This window comes from Mergibacter septicus (genome assembly GCF_003265225.1).
Lineage (GTDB): Bacteria > Pseudomonadota > Gammaproteobacteria > Enterobacterales > Pasteurellaceae > Mergibacter > Mergibacter septicus.
In genome coordinates, this window is record NZ_CP022013.1 from 593,466 (window position 1) to 613,203 (window position 19,738).

The 19,738-nt window shown below is 34.5% G+C and carries 18 protein-coding genes and 1 tRNA gene; 6 read left to right on the top strand and 13 right to left on the bottom strand.

All coding sequences use genetic code 11. The features are described 5' to 3' along the window. The first annotated feature begins 94 nt into the window (after positions 1–94). The 5 genes from CEP47_RS02845 (at position 95) to infB (ending at position 5,799) form a co-directional block, all read left to right on the top strand. On the top strand, positions 95–865 hold the full coding sequence (locus tag CEP47_RS02845; RefSeq protein WP_261919504.1) for a glucose 1-dehydrogenase: 771 nt from the start codon (positions 95–97) through the stop codon (positions 863–865). 151 nt (positions 866–1,016) lie between these two features. Continuing rightward, positions 1,017–1,093: transfer RNA gene (locus CEP47_RS02850), tRNA-Met, on the top strand. Between the two features lie 191 nt (positions 1,094–1,284). Beyond that, positions 1,285–1,740, top strand: coding sequence for a ribosome maturation factor RimP (rimP, locus tag CEP47_RS02855; protein ID WP_261919503.1), 456 nt, complete (start codon positions 1,285–1,287; stop codon positions 1,738–1,740). A gap of 40 nt (positions 1,741–1,780) precedes the next feature. Then, complete coding sequence (gene nusA / locus CEP47_RS02860; protein WP_261919502.1) at positions 1,781–3,283, top strand: transcription termination factor NusA; 1,503 nt, start codon at positions 1,781–1,783, stop codon at positions 3,281–3,283. Next, complete coding sequence (gene infB, locus CEP47_RS02865) at positions 3,283–5,799, top strand: translation initiation factor IF-2 (protein WP_261919501.1); 2,517 nt, start codon at positions 3,283–3,285, stop codon at positions 5,797–5,799. The genes nusA and infB overlap by 1 nt, the downstream gene beginning before the upstream one ends. Positions 5,800–5,945: 146 nt before the next feature. Here the strand turns inward: infB and CEP47_RS02870 are convergent, their stop codons facing one another. The 4 genes from CEP47_RS02870 to CEP47_RS02885 are packed head-to-tail and all read right to left on the bottom strand — an operon-like array spanning position 5,946 to position 9,082. Next, positions 5,946–6,674, bottom strand: a complete 729-nt coding sequence (locus CEP47_RS02870) for a lipopolysaccharide kinase InaA family protein (protein ID WP_261919500.1) — start codon at positions 6,672–6,674, stop codon at positions 5,946–5,948. Between the two features lie 56 nt (positions 6,675–6,730). Further along, positions 6,731–7,384 (bottom strand): hypothetical protein, encoded by a 654-nt coding sequence (locus tag CEP47_RS02875; RefSeq protein ID WP_261919499.1) that lies wholly within the window; start codon positions 7,382–7,384, stop codon positions 6,731–6,733. Between the two features lie 17 nt (positions 7,385–7,401). Further along, a complete protein-coding gene (gene nagK / locus CEP47_RS02880; protein WP_261919498.1) occupies positions 7,402–8,316 on the bottom strand; it encodes an N-acetylglucosamine kinase in 915 nt (304 codons plus the stop codon). 52 nt (positions 8,317–8,368) lie between these two features. Then, positions 8,369–9,082 carry a phosphatase PAP2 family protein gene (locus CEP47_RS02885; protein WP_261919497.1) on the bottom strand — a complete coding sequence of 238 codons (714 nt, stop codon included), beginning with the start codon at positions 9,080–9,082 and terminating at the stop codon, positions 8,369–8,371. Positions 9,083–9,268: 186 nt separating this feature from the next. Here CEP47_RS02885 and purR point away from each other — a divergent pair, with 186 nt between their 5' ends. After that, positions 9,269–10,294, top strand: coding sequence for an HTH-type transcriptional repressor PurR (gene purR / locus CEP47_RS02890; RefSeq protein WP_261919496.1), 1,026 nt, complete (start codon positions 9,269–9,271; stop codon positions 10,292–10,294). A 13-nt stretch (positions 10,295–10,307) separates the two neighbouring features. Here the strand turns inward: purR and mepM are convergent, their stop codons facing one another. From mepM to CEP47_RS02935, 9 genes are all read right to left on the bottom strand, one after another. Beyond that, entirely contained in the window at positions 10,308–11,705 is a 1,398-nt protein-coding gene (gene mepM / locus CEP47_RS02895) for a murein DD-endopeptidase MepM (RefSeq protein WP_261919495.1), read from the bottom strand. 261 nt (positions 11,706–11,966) lie between these two features. Continuing rightward, positions 11,967–12,125 carry a hypothetical protein gene (locus tag CEP47_RS02900; protein ID WP_261919494.1) on the bottom strand — a complete coding sequence of 53 codons (159 nt, stop codon included), beginning with the start codon at positions 12,123–12,125 and terminating at the stop codon, positions 11,967–11,969. Between the two features lie 220 nt (positions 12,126–12,345). After that, positions 12,346–13,398, bottom strand: a complete 1,053-nt coding sequence (locus tag CEP47_RS02905; protein WP_261919493.1) for an MFS transporter — start codon at positions 13,396–13,398, stop codon at positions 12,346–12,348. Between the two features lie 95 nt (positions 13,399–13,493). Continuing rightward, positions 13,494–13,865 carry a hypothetical protein gene (locus tag CEP47_RS02910; protein WP_261919492.1) on the bottom strand — a complete coding sequence of 124 codons (372 nt, stop codon included), beginning with the start codon at positions 13,863–13,865 and terminating at the stop codon, positions 13,494–13,496. A gap of 102 nt (positions 13,866–13,967) precedes the next feature. After that, on the bottom strand, positions 13,968–14,666 hold the full coding sequence (locus CEP47_RS02915) for a ThiF family adenylyltransferase (RefSeq protein WP_261919491.1): 699 nt from the start codon (positions 14,664–14,666) through the stop codon (positions 13,968–13,970). A gap of 29 nt (positions 14,667–14,695) precedes the next feature. Continuing rightward, on the bottom strand, positions 14,696–14,941 hold the full coding sequence (locus CEP47_RS02920) for a hypothetical protein (RefSeq protein ID WP_261919490.1): 246 nt from the start codon (positions 14,939–14,941) through the stop codon (positions 14,696–14,698). Between the two features lie 1,019 nt (positions 14,942–15,960). Next, positions 15,961–16,989: an ABC transporter permease gene (locus tag CEP47_RS02925; protein WP_261919489.1), complete on the bottom strand. Its 1,029-nt coding sequence runs from the start codon at positions 16,987–16,989 to the stop codon at positions 15,961–15,963. A gap of 10 nt (positions 16,990–16,999) precedes the next feature. Beyond that, positions 17,000–18,550 carry a sugar ABC transporter ATP-binding protein gene (locus CEP47_RS02930; protein WP_261919488.1) on the bottom strand — a complete coding sequence of 517 codons (1,551 nt, stop codon included), beginning with the start codon at positions 18,548–18,550 and terminating at the stop codon, positions 17,000–17,002. A 56-nt stretch (positions 18,551–18,606) separates the two neighbouring features. Next, positions 18,607–19,542 (bottom strand): substrate-binding domain-containing protein, encoded by a 936-nt coding sequence (locus CEP47_RS02935; RefSeq protein ID WP_261919487.1) that lies wholly within the window; start codon positions 19,540–19,542, stop codon positions 18,607–18,609. Between the last annotated feature and the right edge of the window lie 196 nt (positions 19,543–19,738).

Genomic DNA, 19,738 nt, shown 5'->3' on the forward strand with positions numbered 1-19,738 from the left:
CCGTTTTGGTTGCTATTATCCTAGATGGGTATTAGCACCAAGTTATGCTGATACAAGGTTTTGAATGTAAATAACTTAATAGTAAGGATAAAATATGAGCTTACATAACTTATTCGATTTATCAAATAAAGTTGCTATCGTTACTGGTGGAGCCAATGGTATTGGCAAAGCGAGTGCCTTATTGTTAGCTGAAGCTGGTGCAGATGTGGTCATTGGGGATTTGAACCTTGAACAAGCTGAAGAAGTCGCAAAAGAAATTCGAGCAATGGGACGTAAAGCAATCGCTGTATCTTGTAATATTCTTGATGATGCTGAAATGGTAAAAGCAGTTGAGACCACCGTTGAACAGCTAGGTGGTATTCATATTTTGGTCAATGTCGCTGGTGGCGGTGGTGGTGGACGAGAAGTTCCAGAAAAAATCACTGTGACGGAAATAGAAAGAGATTTTAAACTCAATGTTTATTCTGTATGGCGAATGATTCAACTTTGTGCACCACATATGAAAAAAGCTGGTTATGGCTCGGTGATTAATATTGCTTCAATGGGAGCTATTACACATAGCCCGGGTATGAGTGGATATGCGTCATCAAAAGCTGCCGTTGTGCATATGGGTGCTAATTTAGCGTTTGATTATCCTTATTTACGTATCAATGCCATTGGACCGGGTGCAACAAGAACAAATGCGTTAGCAACCGTATTAACACCAGAGATTGAAAAAGCGATGTTAGCACATACGCCAATCAAACGTTTAGGAGAACCTGAAGATATTGCAGGTGCAGTTTTATATTTTGCTTCCCCTATTTCATCTTGGGTGAATGGACAAGTTCTATATGTTAATGGTGGTGGTGTACAAACACTCGCTTAGTACATAATTCTTTTTATTCATATTTGGAAGTACAATCTACAATATATTGAGATTGTACTTTTTCTATGCAAGTAATAAGCAAAATAGATTATTCTAGATTTTTTTCTTGCCATTTCGATTTAGTTCCGTATAATACGCCACATATTTCAGACGCGGGGTGGAGCAGCTTGGTAGCTCGTCGGGCTCATAACCCGAAGGTCGTTGGTTCAAATCCAGCCCCCGCAACCAGATTTATTATCCTAATGGTAATCAGGATAAACTAAGAGCAGATCACAAAAATAGTGATTTATTCGCTCCGAACATAAGATACCCCAAAATTGGGGTTTTTTTGTGGCATAAATTTAAGGTTCAATAGTGAATTGAACGGTAAAACGGGGCATAATGCCCTTTTTTTGTATCCTTTTTTTAAGGAGGTTATTTTGGCAACACTAGAACAGACGTTAGAGCAGTTATTAAACCCAAGTGTAGAAGATTTGGGTTGTGAGTTAGTAGGAATTGAAACTCAACGTGCGGGGCGTTATTTCACTGTACGTCTTTATATTGATAAAGAAGGTGGTGTGACAATTGATGATTGTGCTGATGTTAGCCGTCAAGTTAGTGCAATTTTAGATGTAGAAGATTTAATTAAAGATAAATATAACCTAGAAGTATCATCACCCGGGTTAGATCGTCCATTATTTACCTTAGCACATTATCAACGTTTTATCGGTGAAGAGGTTGCATTACATTTACGCATACCTGTTTTAGATCGTCGCAAATGGAAAGGGCAACTTGTTAAGGTTGAAGGGGATACGATTACATTAATGATCGATGATATTCCGCAAGCCTTTGCCTTTGGAAATATTCAGAAAGCTAATATTGTACCAAAGTTTTAAACTATTGGTGAGTTTAAGTATAAAAGAGAGACATTAACGAATGAGTAAAGAGATTTTATTAGCAGCAGAAGCTGTTTCAAACGAAAAATTATTACCTCGTGAGAAAATTTTTGAAGCATTAGAAAGTGCTTTAGCAATTTCTACCAAGAAAAAATATGAACAAGAAATAGATGTTAGAGTGGTAATCAATCAAAAAACAGGCGAGTTTGATACTTTCCGTCGTTGGTTAGTTGTAGAAAATGTAACTAATCCAACAAAAGAAATTACGTTAGAAGCCGCACAACTCGATGACCCAGAAATTCAGTTAGGGGACTATGTTGAGGATATGATTGATTCGATCGCCTTCGATCGTATTACGATGCAAACCGCACGCCAAGTGGTAAGTGCAAAAATTCGTGAAGCGGAAAGAAATAAAGTAGTTGAACAATTCCGTTCACAAGAAGGAAAAATCGTTAGTGGTGTGGTAAAGAAAGTGTCTCGTGAGAGTGTAATGCTAGATTTGGGAAATCAAGCCGAAGCGGTAATTTTAAGAGAAGACTTATTACCACGTGAAAATTTCCGCCCGGGAGATCGAGTCAGAGGAGTACTTTATCGTGTCAGCCCTGAATCAAAAGGAGCACAACTTTTTGTAACACGTTCAAAACCTCAAATGTTAAAAGAATTATTCCGTATTGAAGTACCGGAAATTGGGGAAGAAATGATCGAAATTAAAGGAGCTGCTCGTGATCCGGGGTCCCGTGCGAAAATTGCGGTTAAAAGTAATGATAAGCGAATTGATCCAGTTGGCGCTTGTGTAGGAATGCGTGGTGCAAGAGTACAGGCGATTACAAATGAATTGGGTGGTGAGAGAATTGATATTGTTCTTTGGGACGATAATCCTGCTCAATTTGTTATTAATGCAATGGCGCCTGCTGATGTTAGCTCAATCGTTATTGATGAAGATAATCAAGCAATGGATATTGCAGTTGAAGAAGCAAATCTAGCCCAATCAATTGGACGTAATGGACAGAATGTCCGTTTAGCAACTCAATTGACTGGCTGGAATTTAAATGTCATGAGTGTAGAAGAACTGGCACGTAAACATCAGGCAGAAAGCAGTAAAGTAACAAATTTATTTATTAATACATTAGATATTGATGAGGAATTTGCCCAGTTACTGGTTGATGAAGGCTTTACTTCATTAGAAGAAATTGCCTATGTCCCGTTAGAAGAACTGATCAATATTGATGGATTTGATGAAGATTTAGCTGAAGAGTTAAGTAACCGAGCTAAAGAGGCTATCGGTAAAATTGCACAAGCAGAAGAAGAAGTGTTAGCTAAAGCAAATGTAGAACCAGCGTTATTAAAATTAGAAGGAATGGATCGTCATTTAGCCGTAAAATTAGCCGAAATGCAGATTACTACCTTAGAGGAATTGGCTGAACAAGGGGTTGATGATTTGATTGAAATTGAAGGTCTAACTGCGGATGCTGCTGCAAAATTAATTATGGCTGCACGCAATATTTGCTGGTTTGGTGAAAATGCTACTGAGGGAGAAGAATAATGAGTAATACGAAAGAAACAGAAACTCAAGTGACAGAGAAAAAACCAACAAAATTAACTTTAAAACGTCAAACCCGCAGTACAGTAAAAGTACAACAAAATGGTATGGGTAAAGAAAAAGAAGTGACGATTGAAACCCGTAAAACAAGGGTGGTTAATACAAAAATTAAAGAAGAACAGTTAAAAGCTGAAGCAAAAGCGAAAGAAGAAGCAGCTAAGGCGAAACAAGTCGCTGAAGCAAAAGCAAAGCAAGAAGCTGAACTAAAAGCAAAACAAGAGGCAGAAACCAAAGCGAAACAAGAAGCCGCTGCGAAAGCAAAAGAAGCTGAAACAAAAGTGAAAAAAGCAGAAAAAACGGTTGATTTAGATAAACAAAAACGTAAAGAAGAGGAGGCTCAACTTCGCCGTAAAGCAGAAGAAGCTGCACGTCAGAAAGCGGAAGAACAAGCTCGTAAAGCCGCAGAAGAAGCGAGACGGTATGCAGAAACAGTAGAAGAACAAGAAGAAAATCAAGATAATGATGATTACTCTGATTATCATTTAACCTCTTCTTATGCAAGAGAAGCAGAGCACGAAGAAGAGCGCCGTAAAGAGAATCGTGGCCGTGGCAAAAAAGTTGTCAAAGATAAAAAAAGTAGCCGTGATGATGAATCTGGTAAGAAAGAACGTGAAGCTAATCGCCGTAATCAACAAGGAAAAGCTCGCAAAGGGAATAAGAAAAGTAGTGCTTTACAGCAAAGCTTTAATAAACCTGTTCAGCCAGTTACACGTGATGTTGTTATCGGTGAAACAATTACCGTTGCTGAATTAGCGAATAAAATGGCGGTAAAAGCGACTGAAGTTATTAAAACTATGATGAAAATGGGTGCAATGGCAACCATTAATCAGGTTATTGATCAAGAAACAGCACAATTAGTTGCAGAAGAAATGGGGCATAAGGTTGTTTTACGCCGTGAAAATGAATTAGAAGAAGCGGTAATGAATGATCGTGATGTTAATGCTGTTGCGGTTGCAAGAGCACCAGTAGTAACTATTATGGGACACGTTGACCATGGTAAAACCTCATTACTTGACTATATTCGTAAAGCAAAAGTTGCAGCAGGTGAAGCGGGTGGTATTACCCAACATATCGGGGCATACCATGTTGAAACTGATAATGGCATGATTACTTTCTTGGATACACCGGGACATGCGGCTTTTACCTCAATGCGTGCAAGGGGAGCAAAAGCAACAGATATCGTTGTGCTTGTAGTAGCGGCTGATGATGGGGTAATGCCACAAACTATTGAAGCAATTCAGCATGCTAAAGCTGCTGAAGTGCCTTTGGTGGTTGCAATTAATAAAATTGATAAGCCAGAAAGTGATCCTGATCGTGTTAAAACAGAACTTTCTCAACACGGTGTTATTTCTGAGGATTGGGGTGGTGATACACAATTTGTACATGTTTCAGCGAAGAAAGGTATTGGAATTGATGAGTTGCTAGATGCTATTTTATTACAAGCAGAAGTATTAGAACTTACCGCAGTAGAAGATGGTATGGCAACAGGGGTGGTTATTGAATCATACTTAGATAAAGGTCGTGGTCCAGTCGCAACTGTGTTAGTCCAATCAGGTACTTTACGCAAAGGTGATATTGTTCTTTGTGGCTTAGAGTATGGGCGTGTGAGAGCAATGCGAAATGAACTTGGAAAAGAGGTTACAGAGGCTGGTCCATCTATTCCAGTAGAAATTTTAGGCTTATCAGGTATTCCTGCCGCAGGTGATGAAATGACGGTGGTACGTGATGAGAAAAAAGCCCGTGAAGTAGCACTTTATCGTCAAGGTAAATTCCGTGAAGTTAAATTAGCCCGTCAACAGAAAGCAAAATTAGAAAATATGTTTAGTAATATGACGGAAGGAGACGTATCTGAATTGAATGTGATTGTTAAAGCTGACGTTCAGGGTTCTGTCGAAGCAATTTGTCAATCACTTATTGAACTATCCACCGACGAAGTAAAAGTCAAAATTGTTGGTTCAGGAGTGGGTGGTATCACTGAAACAGATGCGACTTTAGCTGCAGCTTCTAATGCTATTTTGGTTGGCTTTAATGTTCGTGCTGATGCAACCGCTCGTAAAGTTATTGAAAGTGAAAGCATTGATTTACGTTATTATTCAGTCATTTATGATTTAATTAATGAAATTAAAGCAGCGATGAGTGGTATGTTACAACCTGAATTTAAACAAGAAATTATCGGCTTGGCTGAAGTTCGAGATGTCTTCCGCTCACCGAAATTAGGTGCAATTGCAGGTTGTATGGTTGTTGAAGGTATAGTGAAACGTCACAATCCTATTCGTGTTTTACGGGATAATGTTGTCATTTATGAAGGTGAATTAGAATCTCTACGCCGTTTCAAAGACGATGTGAATGAAGTCCGTAATGGTATGGAATGTGGTATCGGTGTGAAAAACTATAATGATGTCCGTGTAGGCGATCAGATTGAAGTATTTGAAACTGTTGAAGTTAAACGTACTATCTAGTTAATTTTTTATCATTAAATGATAGAGAAGCGGTAAGTTACATTACCGCTTTTTTTGGATATAAATAAGGAGAATTAATTTTAGAATAAGATGTAGAGATTATCTAAACGGAAATTAAGTGTCTCTCTAAATATCTATTTTATTTTTTACTGATTATTAGATTTTTTTAAAACAAATTCAAACAGTTGTAGGATAGCAATTAAATCACTACGGGCAATAGGTTTACATAGATTGAGAAAATAATAGATCCCCCGATAATGGTGTAAATAATCTTTGGTTGCTAGCCAGTTATCCATTCCTCCTGCCTGACAGTAGGCTTGCATTGTTTGTTGGATAATTGTGATATCGAGTTGTTTTAAAAATAGACTATGTATAAAGACTAAAATATCTCGAATTTTACGTTTGTTTAGTTGGGTAGGTGAATTGGATTTTAAACAAACGGTTTCAAAATCAATAAAATAGACTTTTTCAGCTTGCCAAGTGATGTCTCGCAAAGCAGGACGTCCGTGGGTTAATTGTTGTTGATGGAGTTGTGCTAGTGCTTTCGCACTATCACACAGAATACGTTGTTTTTGAGCTACTGAAATAGGCTTTTTTAACCAATCATCTACCCCAGTGCCAACGTCTTCTGTGACAAAATAATCTTCACCATAGGCAACCACTTTGGCAATCGGTGCTTGTCGTTGATTCAGGTATTGTAAGGCAGAAAGCTCTCGTTGTAATGCTTTTTTGGGATTAAATTTTAGTAAGCGCATTCCACCACTTAGCTTTTCAACTTGTTTTAGCCAGTATTTTTTTTGGTTAAAAATAAAAGGAAAAACACGTTTATCAGGATTTTCTTTTCTTTGTAAAGTAACAATTTGTTCAAAAGTCATAAGTTATATGAAAGTGTCAATAACACTTTGAGTTATTTTGGATTAATTATTTTAGATTATTGTTTAGTTAAGGATAAGAGTGTAACTCGATTATGTTTTATCAAGCAGTCCATAGCATAAAAATCTTTGCCGTTTAAACGAATATTGGCGGTGAGGCGATCATTGCTTTCTGCAAAGTTTTTAGTATAACGAAAAACCCTTTTAGTTTTAGTAACTTGCTGTAACTTACTAATACACAGATAATTTAATTTTGCATCTTCTCCAGTGTCAATTTGGTCAATTTCCTTATCTGCTTGATTGTAGTTAAAACGTGAGGCGAGTTTTTGTGCATACGTTTTGACTTTTGTACTATTTTTAATTGGTGGCTGAGAGGGTTGATTAAATAAATACCATTGCTGATCATATTCAACTGCAATTACTTTGCCCGCTTGAAGATAAATTTTATTTTTTTGTTTTGTATCTTGATCAAGAATTAAAATAGGTCCTTCGTCATCTAAATAACTAACATATTGATGCCCTTGATAATTAAAAATAAATGGTTGAAGCTCTTGGGCAGTTTTCTCTATTTCCAGTATTGCTTGATCTTGTTGCGTTGTATTAATCTCAGCTTTAACGGTTTTAGTTGGTTCTGGTGATGTTGTAGTAGGGAGCGTACAGCCAGTTAAAGCTAATGTTATCAGTAAACTACTTAATTTAACTATTTTTTGCATTCATTATTTCCTTCGGATTAACGGCTTAAAAATAATGCTGCAGCACCTCGCACACCACCCGAATCGCCATATTTAGCGGATCGAATTAATGGTACTTGGGCATTGCGTAATAGATGTGCTGGTAAAGCTTGAGGTAAAGCGGTATAGAGATGGTCAAAATTAGATAATCCACCTCCTAAGACGATGACTTCAGGATCGAAAGCAGTAATAATATTCCCGATTGAAATTGCCATTAATTCAATAAATAAGTTAACAAATTCAATCGCTTGTGGATTGTTTTGGTAGAAGTGTTTAATAATGGTTTTGGCATCTTTCTTTTCGGCATAAAAATGTTGGTAGAGTAATTCAAAGCCACGTCCAGATAAATATGTATCTAAACAAGCCTGATTGCCACAACCGCAGGAAAAAATCGGGGCTTTATTCCAGCCAAGTAATTTTAATGCGTGATAATTGAGTTGCATATGCCCTAGTTCTCCAGCCATACCAGTTTGACCAGAATAAACTTTACCATTGAGAATTATTCCACCACCGAAGCCAGTACCAAGGATCAAACCTAATACTGAATTAGCGGTTTTATAGTCTTCATCCCAAGCTTCAGATAGTGCAAAACAATTTGCATCATTTTCTACTCGAATTTCTCTTTCTAATAAGCGAGTTAAATCACTCATTATAGGTTGTTGATTAGCCACTTTAATATTCGCGATTTCAGTAATCCCTGTATCAGGGCGTACGAATCCCGGGATACCAATCCCAACCGAACCAGTACAGTTGAATTGAAGATCGGCTTTTTTAACTAAATTGACGATGGCATCTAACCAAGATTGATAGCTATCTTGTGGTGTTGCTATACGTTCACTATATCGTTTTTCTAGTTTCTGGTTAAAAACGGCAAATTCAATTTTGGTACCGCCGATATCAAATCCATACAACATAGTTGCTCCTATACAGATCTAACTTATATTGGTTGTTAGTATTGTGTTGAGGTTAATTATAGTTTGTTGATGTAAATTTTTGTAACCACAGTAGGAGTGGTAAATTAATGATATAGGCTAGGATTATACCGAACAATAGATCTATCGGATAGTGCATACCGAGTTTTATACGACTATATAGCACGGCTATAGCCCAACAGGCTGTAATAATTTGTAAAATTTGACTTGATTTCTGTGTTGTTTGCCCAAGGTGCAACAAGCCTACGACAAGCAATAACCAAGTGGTAGCAAAAATAGTATGGCCAGAAGGGAAACTATAGCCTACTTCGTGCATTCTATGTTTGACTAACCATTCTGGTTGTTGCTTTTGATGATCTTGTACTAATTGTTGACGAGTTGGTTTAGAAAAATGGTAAAAATGCTGGATTGAAACGGGGTCACCTGCAAACATCGCAACAACATAAGGACGAGGTTCAGCAAAAAAATGTTTTAAGCCAGTTTTTATGCCCTGAGTAAGACCAAGAGAAACAATAATGGTTATAAGAATTAATTTCCAGTTTAAACGACGAATTAACAGCAAGAGTAAACAAAATAGAACAAGCGAGGTGAGAATAGCCCAAGGGTTACCACCACTTTGAGTAATTAAAAACCAGAAATAGTCGTTTGTAGAGATAGCATTATCGTTTTGCCATTGAGTGTGGGTTAATAAAAGACCAATAGGCAGAATTAATAAGAGTAAAGTGTAAAAGGTAAGTTTTTTAAACATATTAAACATTCTTTGAAATTAATTATGGTAAAAATGTAGTTATTATGGCAGAAAATACCTTCCCTGCAAGGCGATTTAGAGAAAGAGTAATAAAATTTTATAAAAAACAAGATATAATCAATCTATTTAGGGAATATTGTCAAACTATTTTCTTTATAACAATAGAATTCTATTTAGGAGCAAATTATGGCAACGATTAAAGATGTTGCAAAATTAGCTGGGGTTTCAACCACCACTGTCTCGCATGTGATTAATCGCACTCGATATGTGGCTGAAGATACGAGTAAAGCAGTTTGGGCGGCAATTGAACAACTTCATTATTCACCTAGTGCAATAGCACGTAGTTTAAAGATGAATTCAACAAAATCTATTGGAATGATCGTTACATCTAGCCAAGCCCCTTATTTTGCTGAAATTATTTTAGCAGTTGAAAATTATTGTTATCAGCTTGGTTATTCTCTGTTGTTATGTAATAGTCAAAATCATTTTGAACGCATTCAGAATAATTTGGTGGTATTAGAGAAAAAACGGGTTGATGGGGTATTAGTTATGTGTTCTGAATATACACCAGACTGCCTTGATTTATTGGAAAATTTTTCAATGTTACCAATGGTGGTGATGGATTGGGGGCCTAGTAACGCTAAAACAGATCTTATTCAAGATAATAGTTTTAAAGGTGGATATTTAGCTACACAGTATTTATTAGAATGTGGTCATCGTCAAATAGGGATTATTTCTGGTGATTTAAATAAAACAATGGCAAAAGCACGTTACCAAGGTTTTCTTACTGCATTAACAGAAAATGGTTTAAAGGTGAATCCAGAATGGGTGAAAGAAGGGCATTTTGAACCTGAAGATGGTTATGAATGTATGCAACAAATTCTAGCATTAGAGCAACGTCCAACTGCAATTTTTTGTTGTAATGATACAATGGCATTAGGTGCAATGTCAGCAATTAATCAAGCGGGGTTAAGCGTACCAGAAGATTTTTCTATGATTGGTTATGATGATATTCATTCATCTCGTTATTATTCTCCGCCCTTAACAACAGTACATCAATCGAAGGTTCGATTAGGGAAAATGGCAATGGATCTTTTATTAAAACGTATTGAAGATAAAAATTGTCAGTCAGAAAAATTACAGCTACAGCCTGAGTTAGTAATTAGAAAATCGGTAAAAAAATTGAGTAGTTTTTACTACTCAATTTTTTAATGATAGTAAAAGATTAGATAATTTGTAATTTCGTTTGTAATTCTTTCGCACGTTGCAAGAAATCTTTACGTTCTTTACTGTTTAACGTGTTGTTAGTGCTAGGTAGTTTGACTGTCATTGGATTGACCGACACCCCATTAATTCTCAATTCATAATGTAGATGTGGTCCTGTTGAGCGACCTGTATTCCCTGAAAGGGCAATTCGCTGACCTTTTTTTACTTTTTGTCCGATTTTAACTAAAGGTTTGCTTAAGTGCATATAGATCGTTTCATATTCTCGACCATGTCGCAATACTACATAATGCCCAGCCCCTGCTTTTTGATACGAAATGCGAGAAACAGTGCCATCACTTGGTGCAATAATTGGAGTGCCAATTGGCATGGCAAAATCTACGCCTTTATGTGGGCTAATGCGACCAGTAATAGGGTGCTTACGTTTTGGATTAAATGGTGATGAAATACGATATGGACGTAAAGTAGGATAGCGAGCAAAACCAGTACCAATCGTTTCACCATGTAAGTTATAGTAAGAACCATTGTTTGCCTGAATTGCATAATAACTTTTCTTACCTGTAATAATATGAATAGCTAAAACATTACCTTGTCCTGTCAGTTTACCATCAATATATTCACGAGAGATAAGTAACGAAAAACGATCACCTTTTTTTAGGCGTGTAATTTCAACTTGCCATTGTAATGCTGAACTTAATTGTTTTATTTGTCGAGCAGTAAGTCCAAGATTTTTTAATGCAACATAAAGAGAAGAGTTAATTTCACCTGTTAAGATTTCTTCTTTCCAAATACCTTTTTTACTTATCATCTCTTTGGTAAATTTTCCATCTGCTTGGCGTTGAAAAATATATTCTTCTTTTTGTGAAATTTGCCAATCTAAATATTGCAAATTTCCATTTTTATCTATGGTCCAGTAAAATTGTTGACCTGGTTGTAAATTAGATAAAGATTTATCCACTTGCAATAATTCATGAACAGTATCAGCTTCTAAACCTGAAGAAGATAGAATATCGGCTAAAGTATCTCCTTTGGAGACGGTAGCATTGAATTGATTTTTAATTCGAATGGCTTGTTCTGCGGCATTTAATAAGTCATTAATAGCATCTTTCGCATCTTCAGGGAGATTAGCTTCATCATCATGAAAGTCTGTATCTATATCCTCATCATAAGAGGTAGGGTTAGGATCATTATTATCTGATGAAGCAATACCATCATTATAAGATTGACTAATTGGAGTACCTTGATTATTTGAAACAGTATTTGATTGATGATGTTGAATAAAAGGATATAAAACAGCAAATATTACTAAGGTTAGTAAAAAAAGTAATGTTACCGATTTAATCCTCGCTTGATGTTTTAACTGCTTCAATCTTTCCCTGGCTAATTTTATATGTTTCACAATATTCCTATTTCTTAATTGTCATAAATTTTGGCATTGTACCCTATAATTTGATAATGAACAAAATAATAAAATTAAATTGTGGGTTATTTACGCTTAAATGATTGGTTATGATCTATATTTACAACTTATTACATAAAATAAATGCAGAAGTTGACTTCTGCATTTTTTTATTCAATTTAAACCCGCTAAACGAGCCGCTTCTGGATTATTACCAACGATGGCATAGATATAATGTCCCAAACGAGTTTTATGGCAGTGCTATAGCCAAGAATTGCGACTATTGCAAAGATAATAACGGGTATAGGAATACCAAGTAGCAAGTAGATAGCCACGTCCCCACAAATGATAGCCTAAATCAAAGCCAGCTATTGGTGTACCATCATTAATCACAAGTGTTAAACCACGCCAAATAGTCATACCACCAAGTGTAATATAGACTCATCGGTAAGAATAACAAAGGCCATACCAATAGCCATAATCCTGAAAATAGAGACTTCAGTTAAGATATTGAAGTTATTTCGTTCAGATAAGAAAGCACTATTTGTAGCCAAAATAAAAATTAAGTAGATAAACAGTATTTGTACTGTTTATCTCAAAAACTTTAAGAATAATAATGAATACAATTATTAGTAACCTTTTATTTATTATACTTTTTACTGTAGATATGAAATATTGTGATAAAAATTAGCATACAAAAGATTCCAGATATAAAAATTATTTTGCTAAAATCCAAATAGTTAGATAACACGCCAATTAACCAAAATGAGAAAATCATTATCAAAGAGCATAGTGAGTTTACTGTAGATAAAATAGTTCCTCTATCATTTGGTGAAAGAGAGTGATTTAATAATACTCCGAGAGATGTATCTATAATCTCATAACTAATCAAAATTATAATGAAAGTTAAGGCCACCCATATACCGCCAAACATAAGAGAAATACTTAGAAAACATAACAATAGTAAGGAAAATAGTATTATTGACCTTTTTTCTCCAATTAAATTAGCAATCCATCCTGAAAATACCGATGAAAAAGCACTAAATAAAAAAGAAATAGAGTATATCCCGGAAATAAACAATAAAGAGAAATTATTATCTTTAAGAACCGTTTGATAATATAAGGTAATAGAAGAAAATACTCCTTGAAATATGGCAAGAGAAATGATCAATATATATATGTTTAATGATATATTGCGCAACATTTTAAATGTAGGAATATTTTCTCTGTCATGAATAAAATTTCTCTTATAAAAGTCTACTACAGAAAATAGAACAATTATTGCAATAAATTGACTAATAATTCCTAAATAAAATACTATATCCCACGCATTATTCTCTGCGATTACTCCTCCTAAGAAAGAGCTTATTGCCAAAGCAGATATAGAAATGAAGTTATATCTCCCTATAATCTTATGATATAACTTTTTTCTTTTCTTAAATAAAAGTTCATCATAAATTAATGATTGTTCTGTTCCTGATAGTAATGCAATACCAAATCCATAAATAATGAAGAAAATAAATACAGAGATATTATTTTCGGCAACAAGCATTCCTATAAGATAGATTATAGTACATACTAATCCTAAAAACATTGATATTTTTCGTCCAAACTTATCAGAAACGATTCCAGATGGAATTTCAAATATAAACATTGCTATATTTAATCCAATCTGAAAAAAAGGATATTTCATACATGGAAAATCCTTTACCTTGCAAATATATCATCCATAAGCTTCTTTCAAAAAACAGGCTACTAAAAAAACCAAAAATAAGTACCTTTGATATATTATTTAATTTCATAAACAAACCTTTTCATCTCAAATAATTCTAAACATTCTATAATAAAATCAATATCATCTTCAGTAAATTCATTTTTTAATGAGGTAAATATATCATTTATATCTATCGTTGGATTAATATTTCCTATCATACAAAAATCAATGTATTTATTGTAAATCATATTAGATAAACTATGTAGTAAATAGTCAATATTTCTACTCTCTAAATTAAGCCCTCTAGTATATTGGAATTTTGACTCATCTAAGCAGACCCATCCTATGGATTCAAAAATAGGTATGAATTTAGCTAATGCAGATTCGACATATAATATTTTATTAGGGTATATTTGGTAAATATGTTCTAAAAATACTCTTAACATACCGCATCCTCTTATAATGGGATGGAAGATTATTCTATATAGCACTTTTATTTTATTGTTTATATTTAGCAAGCTATTATTTTCTTCATCATTAGAATAGGGTTATCTAAAAACTAAAACGCCAACAATATTTCCTTTATATACTAATTTATAGTAATCTGCATTATAACTATTATTTATATGTTCTTCTGTTGAAGGGAAATAATGATATTTTTCTAATAATTTATATTCATGATATGTAGATTCTTCTATTATTATATCTTTTTTAAATGGATTACTTTGTGAGATAGGGATTAGTTTTAGATTAATGTTTGAATATAAATCAAATGATAAGTGGCAATCAGGGAAAAGATATTCCTTTATATTCTCATTATTTGATATTAATATAAATTTAAATTTATTAGAAAACCGTCTTAAATTGTAACTAATAAAATAGGCTGTATCTCTATCCAAATCACTGCAAAACTCATCACAATAAACATTTTTTATTCCATTGGAAAGAATTAAGGCAATTAAGAATCTGAACTTTTGGCCAGAAGAAAGGTTATTATATGGAGTTAAATATAAGTATGGTTCTGATAATCCAGAGATATTCAGAAAGTATATAGATTTTTTAAAAGAATATTTTAAAATATCTATTATAGGAAGATCACCATTACTTATTTTTATATCTTTTATACCTAGTCTCAGTAAGTTATCCAAAACAACGCATCCAATACCTCCAATCCCTAATAATAGAATTCTACTATTCGAGATAGTATTTTGAATATCAATTGGAGATCTAGGGTCTCTAGAGTCCATTAAACTTTCAATGAGGTAAATATTTCTGTCTAATTCAGAATTTCAGAATTTTCATAATAATGAGTATAGTTTTTTATAATTAAATTATATTCAATTAAAACTTCTACTAGGTCATTGGGTAAGTCGCTTAAACTCCATTCTCTTTTTTTAAGGAGAGAAAAATATGTTTGAGTATCATCAAAAATCTCAACACATTTAGTACCTAAAAGAATTTTGGTACTAAACTCATCATAGTAAAGCAAAGCATCTGTCTTTAATTTATAATTTTTCCCCATTTTAATAGCTCCAAACCTATTGACAAGAAACTAGCTTAATAGTGTAAGCAAAAATTCCTTTTAATTATAAAAGGTCTATATTCATTACTTTCTAAGTGAGGATATTTATGAACAATAATGCAACTCAAAATAAACCAATGAAAGTTACTGCAAAACACGTTAGAGAAACTGTCACTCGTTGCTAGTTTCTTTTAACTTCAATAATAAAAAAAGAGTTGGTTTCCAACTCTTTTTTTATTATAGGTCAACATAGTTGGCTCATGAAAATCATAAAACTATGCATATGGATAAAGAACTTTAGCGTTGAGTACAATAAAAAATATTCTAGGGTAGCCTAAAATCTGCCTATTCCATGGGCGGATTATTATGATGAATAAACAAGAAATTAAAGACTTAGCCTTTCTCATAATACTCATAATGTATATATATCTACGTTTCCCTTTTTTGAACTACAGTTAGTGAGGAAAATGAAGTTTTATCTAGAATGTATGCACACGGTATCATGAATAAGGAATGATAGCAGGTATTTACAAGGTTCTATTCGATATGGTGGCACAGACTATTTAGAAAATGATGTGTTAGTGTTGTATATTAGTTCAGTTTAAGCTCACTTATACTGTATTTGAACTAAGAGCAGATTTAGATATGCCGAGTATTTTTGCTGCATAAAATGCAAGTAGGAAACAAGCAAAAATTTGGGGATTATTAGAGGAATACAATTGAAACAACCCAACTAATCAAGTTGATCTCAAATATGTATCACATAGCTTAACTTCAGTGTATCAAGCACAAAAAATGTAATGAACTTAATTTTATATGTTTCACAATATTCCTATTTCTTAATTGTTATAAATTTTGGTGTTGTACTCTATAAATTGATAATGAACAAAATAATACAACCGATTTGTTGATTATTTACGCTTAAATAATTGGTTATGATCTATATTTACAACTTATTACATAAAATAAATGCAGAAGTTAACTTCTGCATTTTTATTCAATTTCAATTTAATTTAGCTTTAAATGGCTCCACGGCGATTTTTGGCATAGGTGTCGAAAGATACTGCGAGAATAATCACTAAACCGATAATAATTTGTTGATAGTATGCAGAAACGTCCATTAATACTAAGCCATTAATTAAAACACCCATAATAATAGCACCGAAAATTGTACCAGTGACTCGTCCATATCCCCCCATTAATGATGTTCCACCAATAACAACGGAAGCGATAACACGGAGTTCAAATCCAACACCAGCAACGGATTCAGCACTACCTAATCTAGCACTTAAAATAAACCCCGCTAATCCTGCTAATGCCCCCATCACAACATAAACACTGATTAAGGTGCGGTTAATATTTACACCCGCTAAACGAGCCGCTTCTGGATTACCACCGACTGCATAGACATAACGTCCCCAACGAGTTTTATGTAGTGCTATGTAGCCAAGAATTGCGACTATTGCAAAGATAATAACGGGTACAGGAATACTGAATAGATCGCCACGTCCCCACCAACGATAACCTGAATCAAAGCCAGCTATTGGTGCACCATCATTAATTACAAGTGTTAAACCTCGCCAAATAGTCATACCACCAAGTGTAATAATAAACGGAGGTAGTTTTAATTTTGTGATACCTAAGCCATTTAGCCAACCAATCGCAGTCCCCATAGCTAAGCAAACCACAATACCAATTAACCAGCTATATCCATGCCAAGCACCAACTTCAACCGTAACGGTATTGCTTCCTTTAATAATGTGGGCGGCAAAAATTGCACAAACGGCTAAAATTGAGCCGACGGAGAGATCTATCCCAGCGGTAAGAATAACAAAGGTCATACCAACAGCCATAATCCCGAAGATAGAAACTTCAGTTAAGATATTGAAGATATTTCGTTCAGATAAGAAAGCACTATTTTGTAGCTGAAAAAAGATAATTAATAAAAAAAGGAAGATCAAAACCCCAAAACGTTCAAAAAAAGCAACCAGATCTTTTTTTCCATTTTCATCAATAATACTAAGATTTTTTAACATATTCTCAAACATAAACGATTCCTTATATTGAGCTTAATTCATGGCGATTGACGCCTATAGCCATCATCGACATTAATTTTTCTTCAGTAGCATCATCACCGTGTATTTCTCCAGTAATTCGTCCTTCAGAAAGGGTGATAATGCGGTCAGAAATTGCCATAATCTCAGGTAGATCAGATGAGATAACCAAAATAGCAACCCCTTTTTTTGCCATATCAAAAAGAACTTGATGTACTTCAGACTTTGCCCCTACATCAATGCCACGAGTAGGTTCATCAACAATAAGTACTTTGGGATTCAGTGACATACATCGGGCAAGAATAATTTTTTGTTGATTACCACCCGATAATTTTCGTGCTTCTAAAGTAGTGCTTGCCATTTTTATTTTTAACGCATCACGATAGGCTTCAATTAAGTCCGTTTCTCGATTTTCATTGACGAACCAACGCAAGCTCAGTAAATTTTTCAGATTAGAGAGCGTCATATTAGTACGGATTGGCAAGCCTAAGACTAATCCTTCTTTTTTGCGATCTTCAGGTACTAAAGCAATGCCTTGGTCTAGTGCATCAAGTGGTGATTTAGCATGGTATCTTTGACCATTGAGTATGATCTCACCTTTTTGATAAGGATCTGCTCCAAATAAGCAACGTGCGATTTCTGTTCTTCCTGCACCGACTAAACCTGCAATTCCAAGAACTTCACCTTGATGAAGATCAAAATTAATATCATAAAGGGCAATGCCATGCGGATCTAATTCGGGTTTGTCTTTACATAAATTGCGAACAGAGAGGACAACAGGTGCATTTTCGTGGTGAGTCTCTGTGGCAGGACGGCGTGTAAAAGCAACATTTCTTCCCACCATCATTCTAATAATTTGATCTACTGTTGTTTCTGCTACTAGACCTTTTCCAGCAAATGTTCCATCTTGGAATACCGTAAAACGGTCACAAAGTGCAAAAACTTCATTTAAGCGGTGAGTAACATAAATAACACTTACGCCTCTCTGTTTTAAATCTCGTACAATTTGATGCAATGTTTCTACTTCTTTATCACTTAGTGCAGCAGAGGGTTCATCCATAATGATTAATTTAGCATTGAGCGTTAATGCTCGAGCAATTTCAACCATTTGTTGTTGTGCAACACTTAACCGTGAAACTTGAGTATTGGGAGAAATATTGAGTTTGAGATTGTTTAAAACTAATTGGGCTTCTTGTTCTAATACTTTTTTATCAACAAAACCGTGTTTAACAGGTTCTCTGCCTAAGAAAAAATTCTCAGCAACAGTCATATTAGGTAGGAGATTAAATTCTTGGTAAATAGTCACAATACCTTGTAGTTGTCGTTGATAAGGAGAATCATTTGTTGAAAGCTCTTTTCCTTGGAAGATAATTTGACCACTTGTTTGAGGTTGTGCACCAGATAATGCTTTTAATAAGGTTGATTTTCCTGCCCCATTTTCACCTAAAAGTGCATGAACTTCACCTTGGTTTATTTCAAGATGTACACCTTTTAGTGCCATTACGCCTGAGAAACTTTTCGTTAAATTTTTAACTAATAATAAGGGATTAGACATACTGACCTCACAAGATTGGTCTTTATCTCATTGGAGATAAAGACCTTTATTTATTATTACTGAACTTCGCTGATACGTTCGGCTTGAGATAGATTACTTTTAGTAATAACAATAGGAGCAAAATCTAATCCTGTAATTTTTATACCATTACGAATTTTGGCAGTAACTTGTTCTAATGCTGTTCTAACCGCATAACCCGGGCGTTGATCAGCTGTTGCGTATAGCCAGCCGTCTTTGATTCGTGCTAATGATTCAGGCGAAGCATCAAAACCTGTGACTATAATTTGCCCAGGTTTATAACCTAAAGAGGTAAGTGCTTCGATTGCCCCTAAAGCCATATCATCATTTGCAGCAACTATAACTTCAGGTTTAACTTTTAAAGTAGGTAGAGTACTTTCAATAATGCGTAAACCTTCGGAGCGAAGCCAATTCCCGGTTTGGTCAATGATAATCTCATATTGGCTACCACCTGCTTTAAAACCATCTCTAATGCCACGAGTACGTTCAATATTCGAACTTGAGCCAGGTTGTCCCGTCAACAAAATAATTTTAGCTCCTTGTGGGAATTTCGCTTTCACTGCATTAGCGATTTCCTCGCCCCCTTTATAATTATTTGCACCAAAATGTGGTACAGGTTGGCTTACTTGGACTTTACGATCTATGGTTACTACAGGGATTTTCTCAGCAATAACATCTTCAACGGCACTAGCAATAGCATTAACATCGTTTGGAGCGACAATCATTCCTTTTGCTCCTCGGATAATTGAATTTTCTAGATCTGAAACTTGTTTAGTGGAGTTAGTTTGACCATCTAATACTTGTAAATTAATGTTAAGATCTTTTGCTGCACTTTGTGCCGATTTAGAGAGTTGTACTTCAAAAGGGCTGGAAAGGTTAGGTAGACTAAAAATAACGAGTTCATTTTTAGCATAGACATTGCAAGCTAAACCTAAAGTTAATAGTGAAAGTGCAAACTTGTTAATTTTTTTCATATATTCCACCTATGATGCTGAATAAGTTGATGATTAGAATTTACATCAGCAGATACTGCATTTTGATGTGTCATTAATTAGAAATTGTATAATATGAATTATTTTATAGAATAAAATAATCATTAATTTATATTTATAAAATATTTATTTCATATTATATGAAAAGAATAACAAGATTTGTGTTACTGTCAATTTA

Excerpts from the sequence above, each read along its gene's own strand:
- CEP47_RS02845 (WP_261919504.1), top strand. The coding sequence starts at position 95 with ATGAGCTTACATAACTTATTCGATTTATCAAATAAAGTTGCTATCGTT.
- nusA (WP_261919502.1), top strand. The coding sequence starts at position 1,781 with ATGAGTAAAGAGATTTTATTAGCAGCAGAAGCTGTTTCAAACGAAAAA.
- infB (WP_261919501.1), top strand. The coding sequence starts at position 3,283 with ATGAGTAATACGAAAGAAACAGAAACTCAAGTGACAGAGAAAAAACCA.
- CEP47_RS02870 (WP_261919500.1), bottom strand. The coding sequence starts at position 6,674 with ATGACTTTTGAACAAATTGTTACTTTACAAAGAAAAGAAAATCCTGAT.
- CEP47_RS02875 (WP_261919499.1), bottom strand. The coding sequence starts at position 7,384 with ATGCAAAAAATAGTTAAATTAAGTAGTTTACTGATAACATTAGCTTTA.
- nagK (WP_261919498.1), bottom strand. The coding sequence starts at position 8,316 with ATGTTGTATGGATTTGATATCGGCGGTACCAAAATTGAATTTGCCGTT.
- CEP47_RS02885 (WP_261919497.1), bottom strand. The coding sequence starts at position 9,082 with ATGTTTAAAAAACTTACCTTTTACACTTTACTCTTATTAATTCTGCCT.
- purR (WP_261919496.1), top strand. The coding sequence starts at position 9,269 with ATGGCAACGATTAAAGATGTTGCAAAATTAGCTGGGGTTTCAACCACC.
- CEP47_RS02900 (WP_261919494.1), bottom strand. The coding sequence starts at position 12,125 with ATGACTATTTGGCGTGGTTTAACACTTGTGATTAATGATGGTACACCA.
- CEP47_RS02905 (WP_261919493.1), bottom strand. The coding sequence starts at position 13,398 with ATGAAATATCCTTTTTTTCAGATTGGATTAAATATAGCAATGTTTATA.
- CEP47_RS02910 (WP_261919492.1), bottom strand. The coding sequence starts at position 13,865 with ATGTTAAGAGTATTTTTAGAACATATTTACCAAATATACCCTAATAAA.
- CEP47_RS02915 (WP_261919491.1), bottom strand. The coding sequence starts at position 14,666 with ATGGACTCTAGAGACCCTAGATCTCCAATTGATATTCAAAATACTATC.
- CEP47_RS02920 (WP_261919490.1), bottom strand. The coding sequence starts at position 14,941 with ATGGGGAAAAATTATAAATTAAAGACAGATGCTTTGCTTTACTATGAT.
- CEP47_RS02925 (WP_261919489.1), bottom strand. The coding sequence starts at position 16,989 with ATGTTTGAGAATATGTTAAAAAATCTTAGTATTATTGATGAAAATGGA.
- CEP47_RS02930 (WP_261919488.1), bottom strand. The coding sequence starts at position 18,550 with ATGTCTAATCCCTTATTATTAGTTAAAAATTTAACGAAAAGTTTCTCA.
- CEP47_RS02935 (WP_261919487.1), bottom strand. The coding sequence starts at position 19,542 with ATGAAAAAAATTAACAAGTTTGCACTTTCACTATTAACTTTAGGTTTA.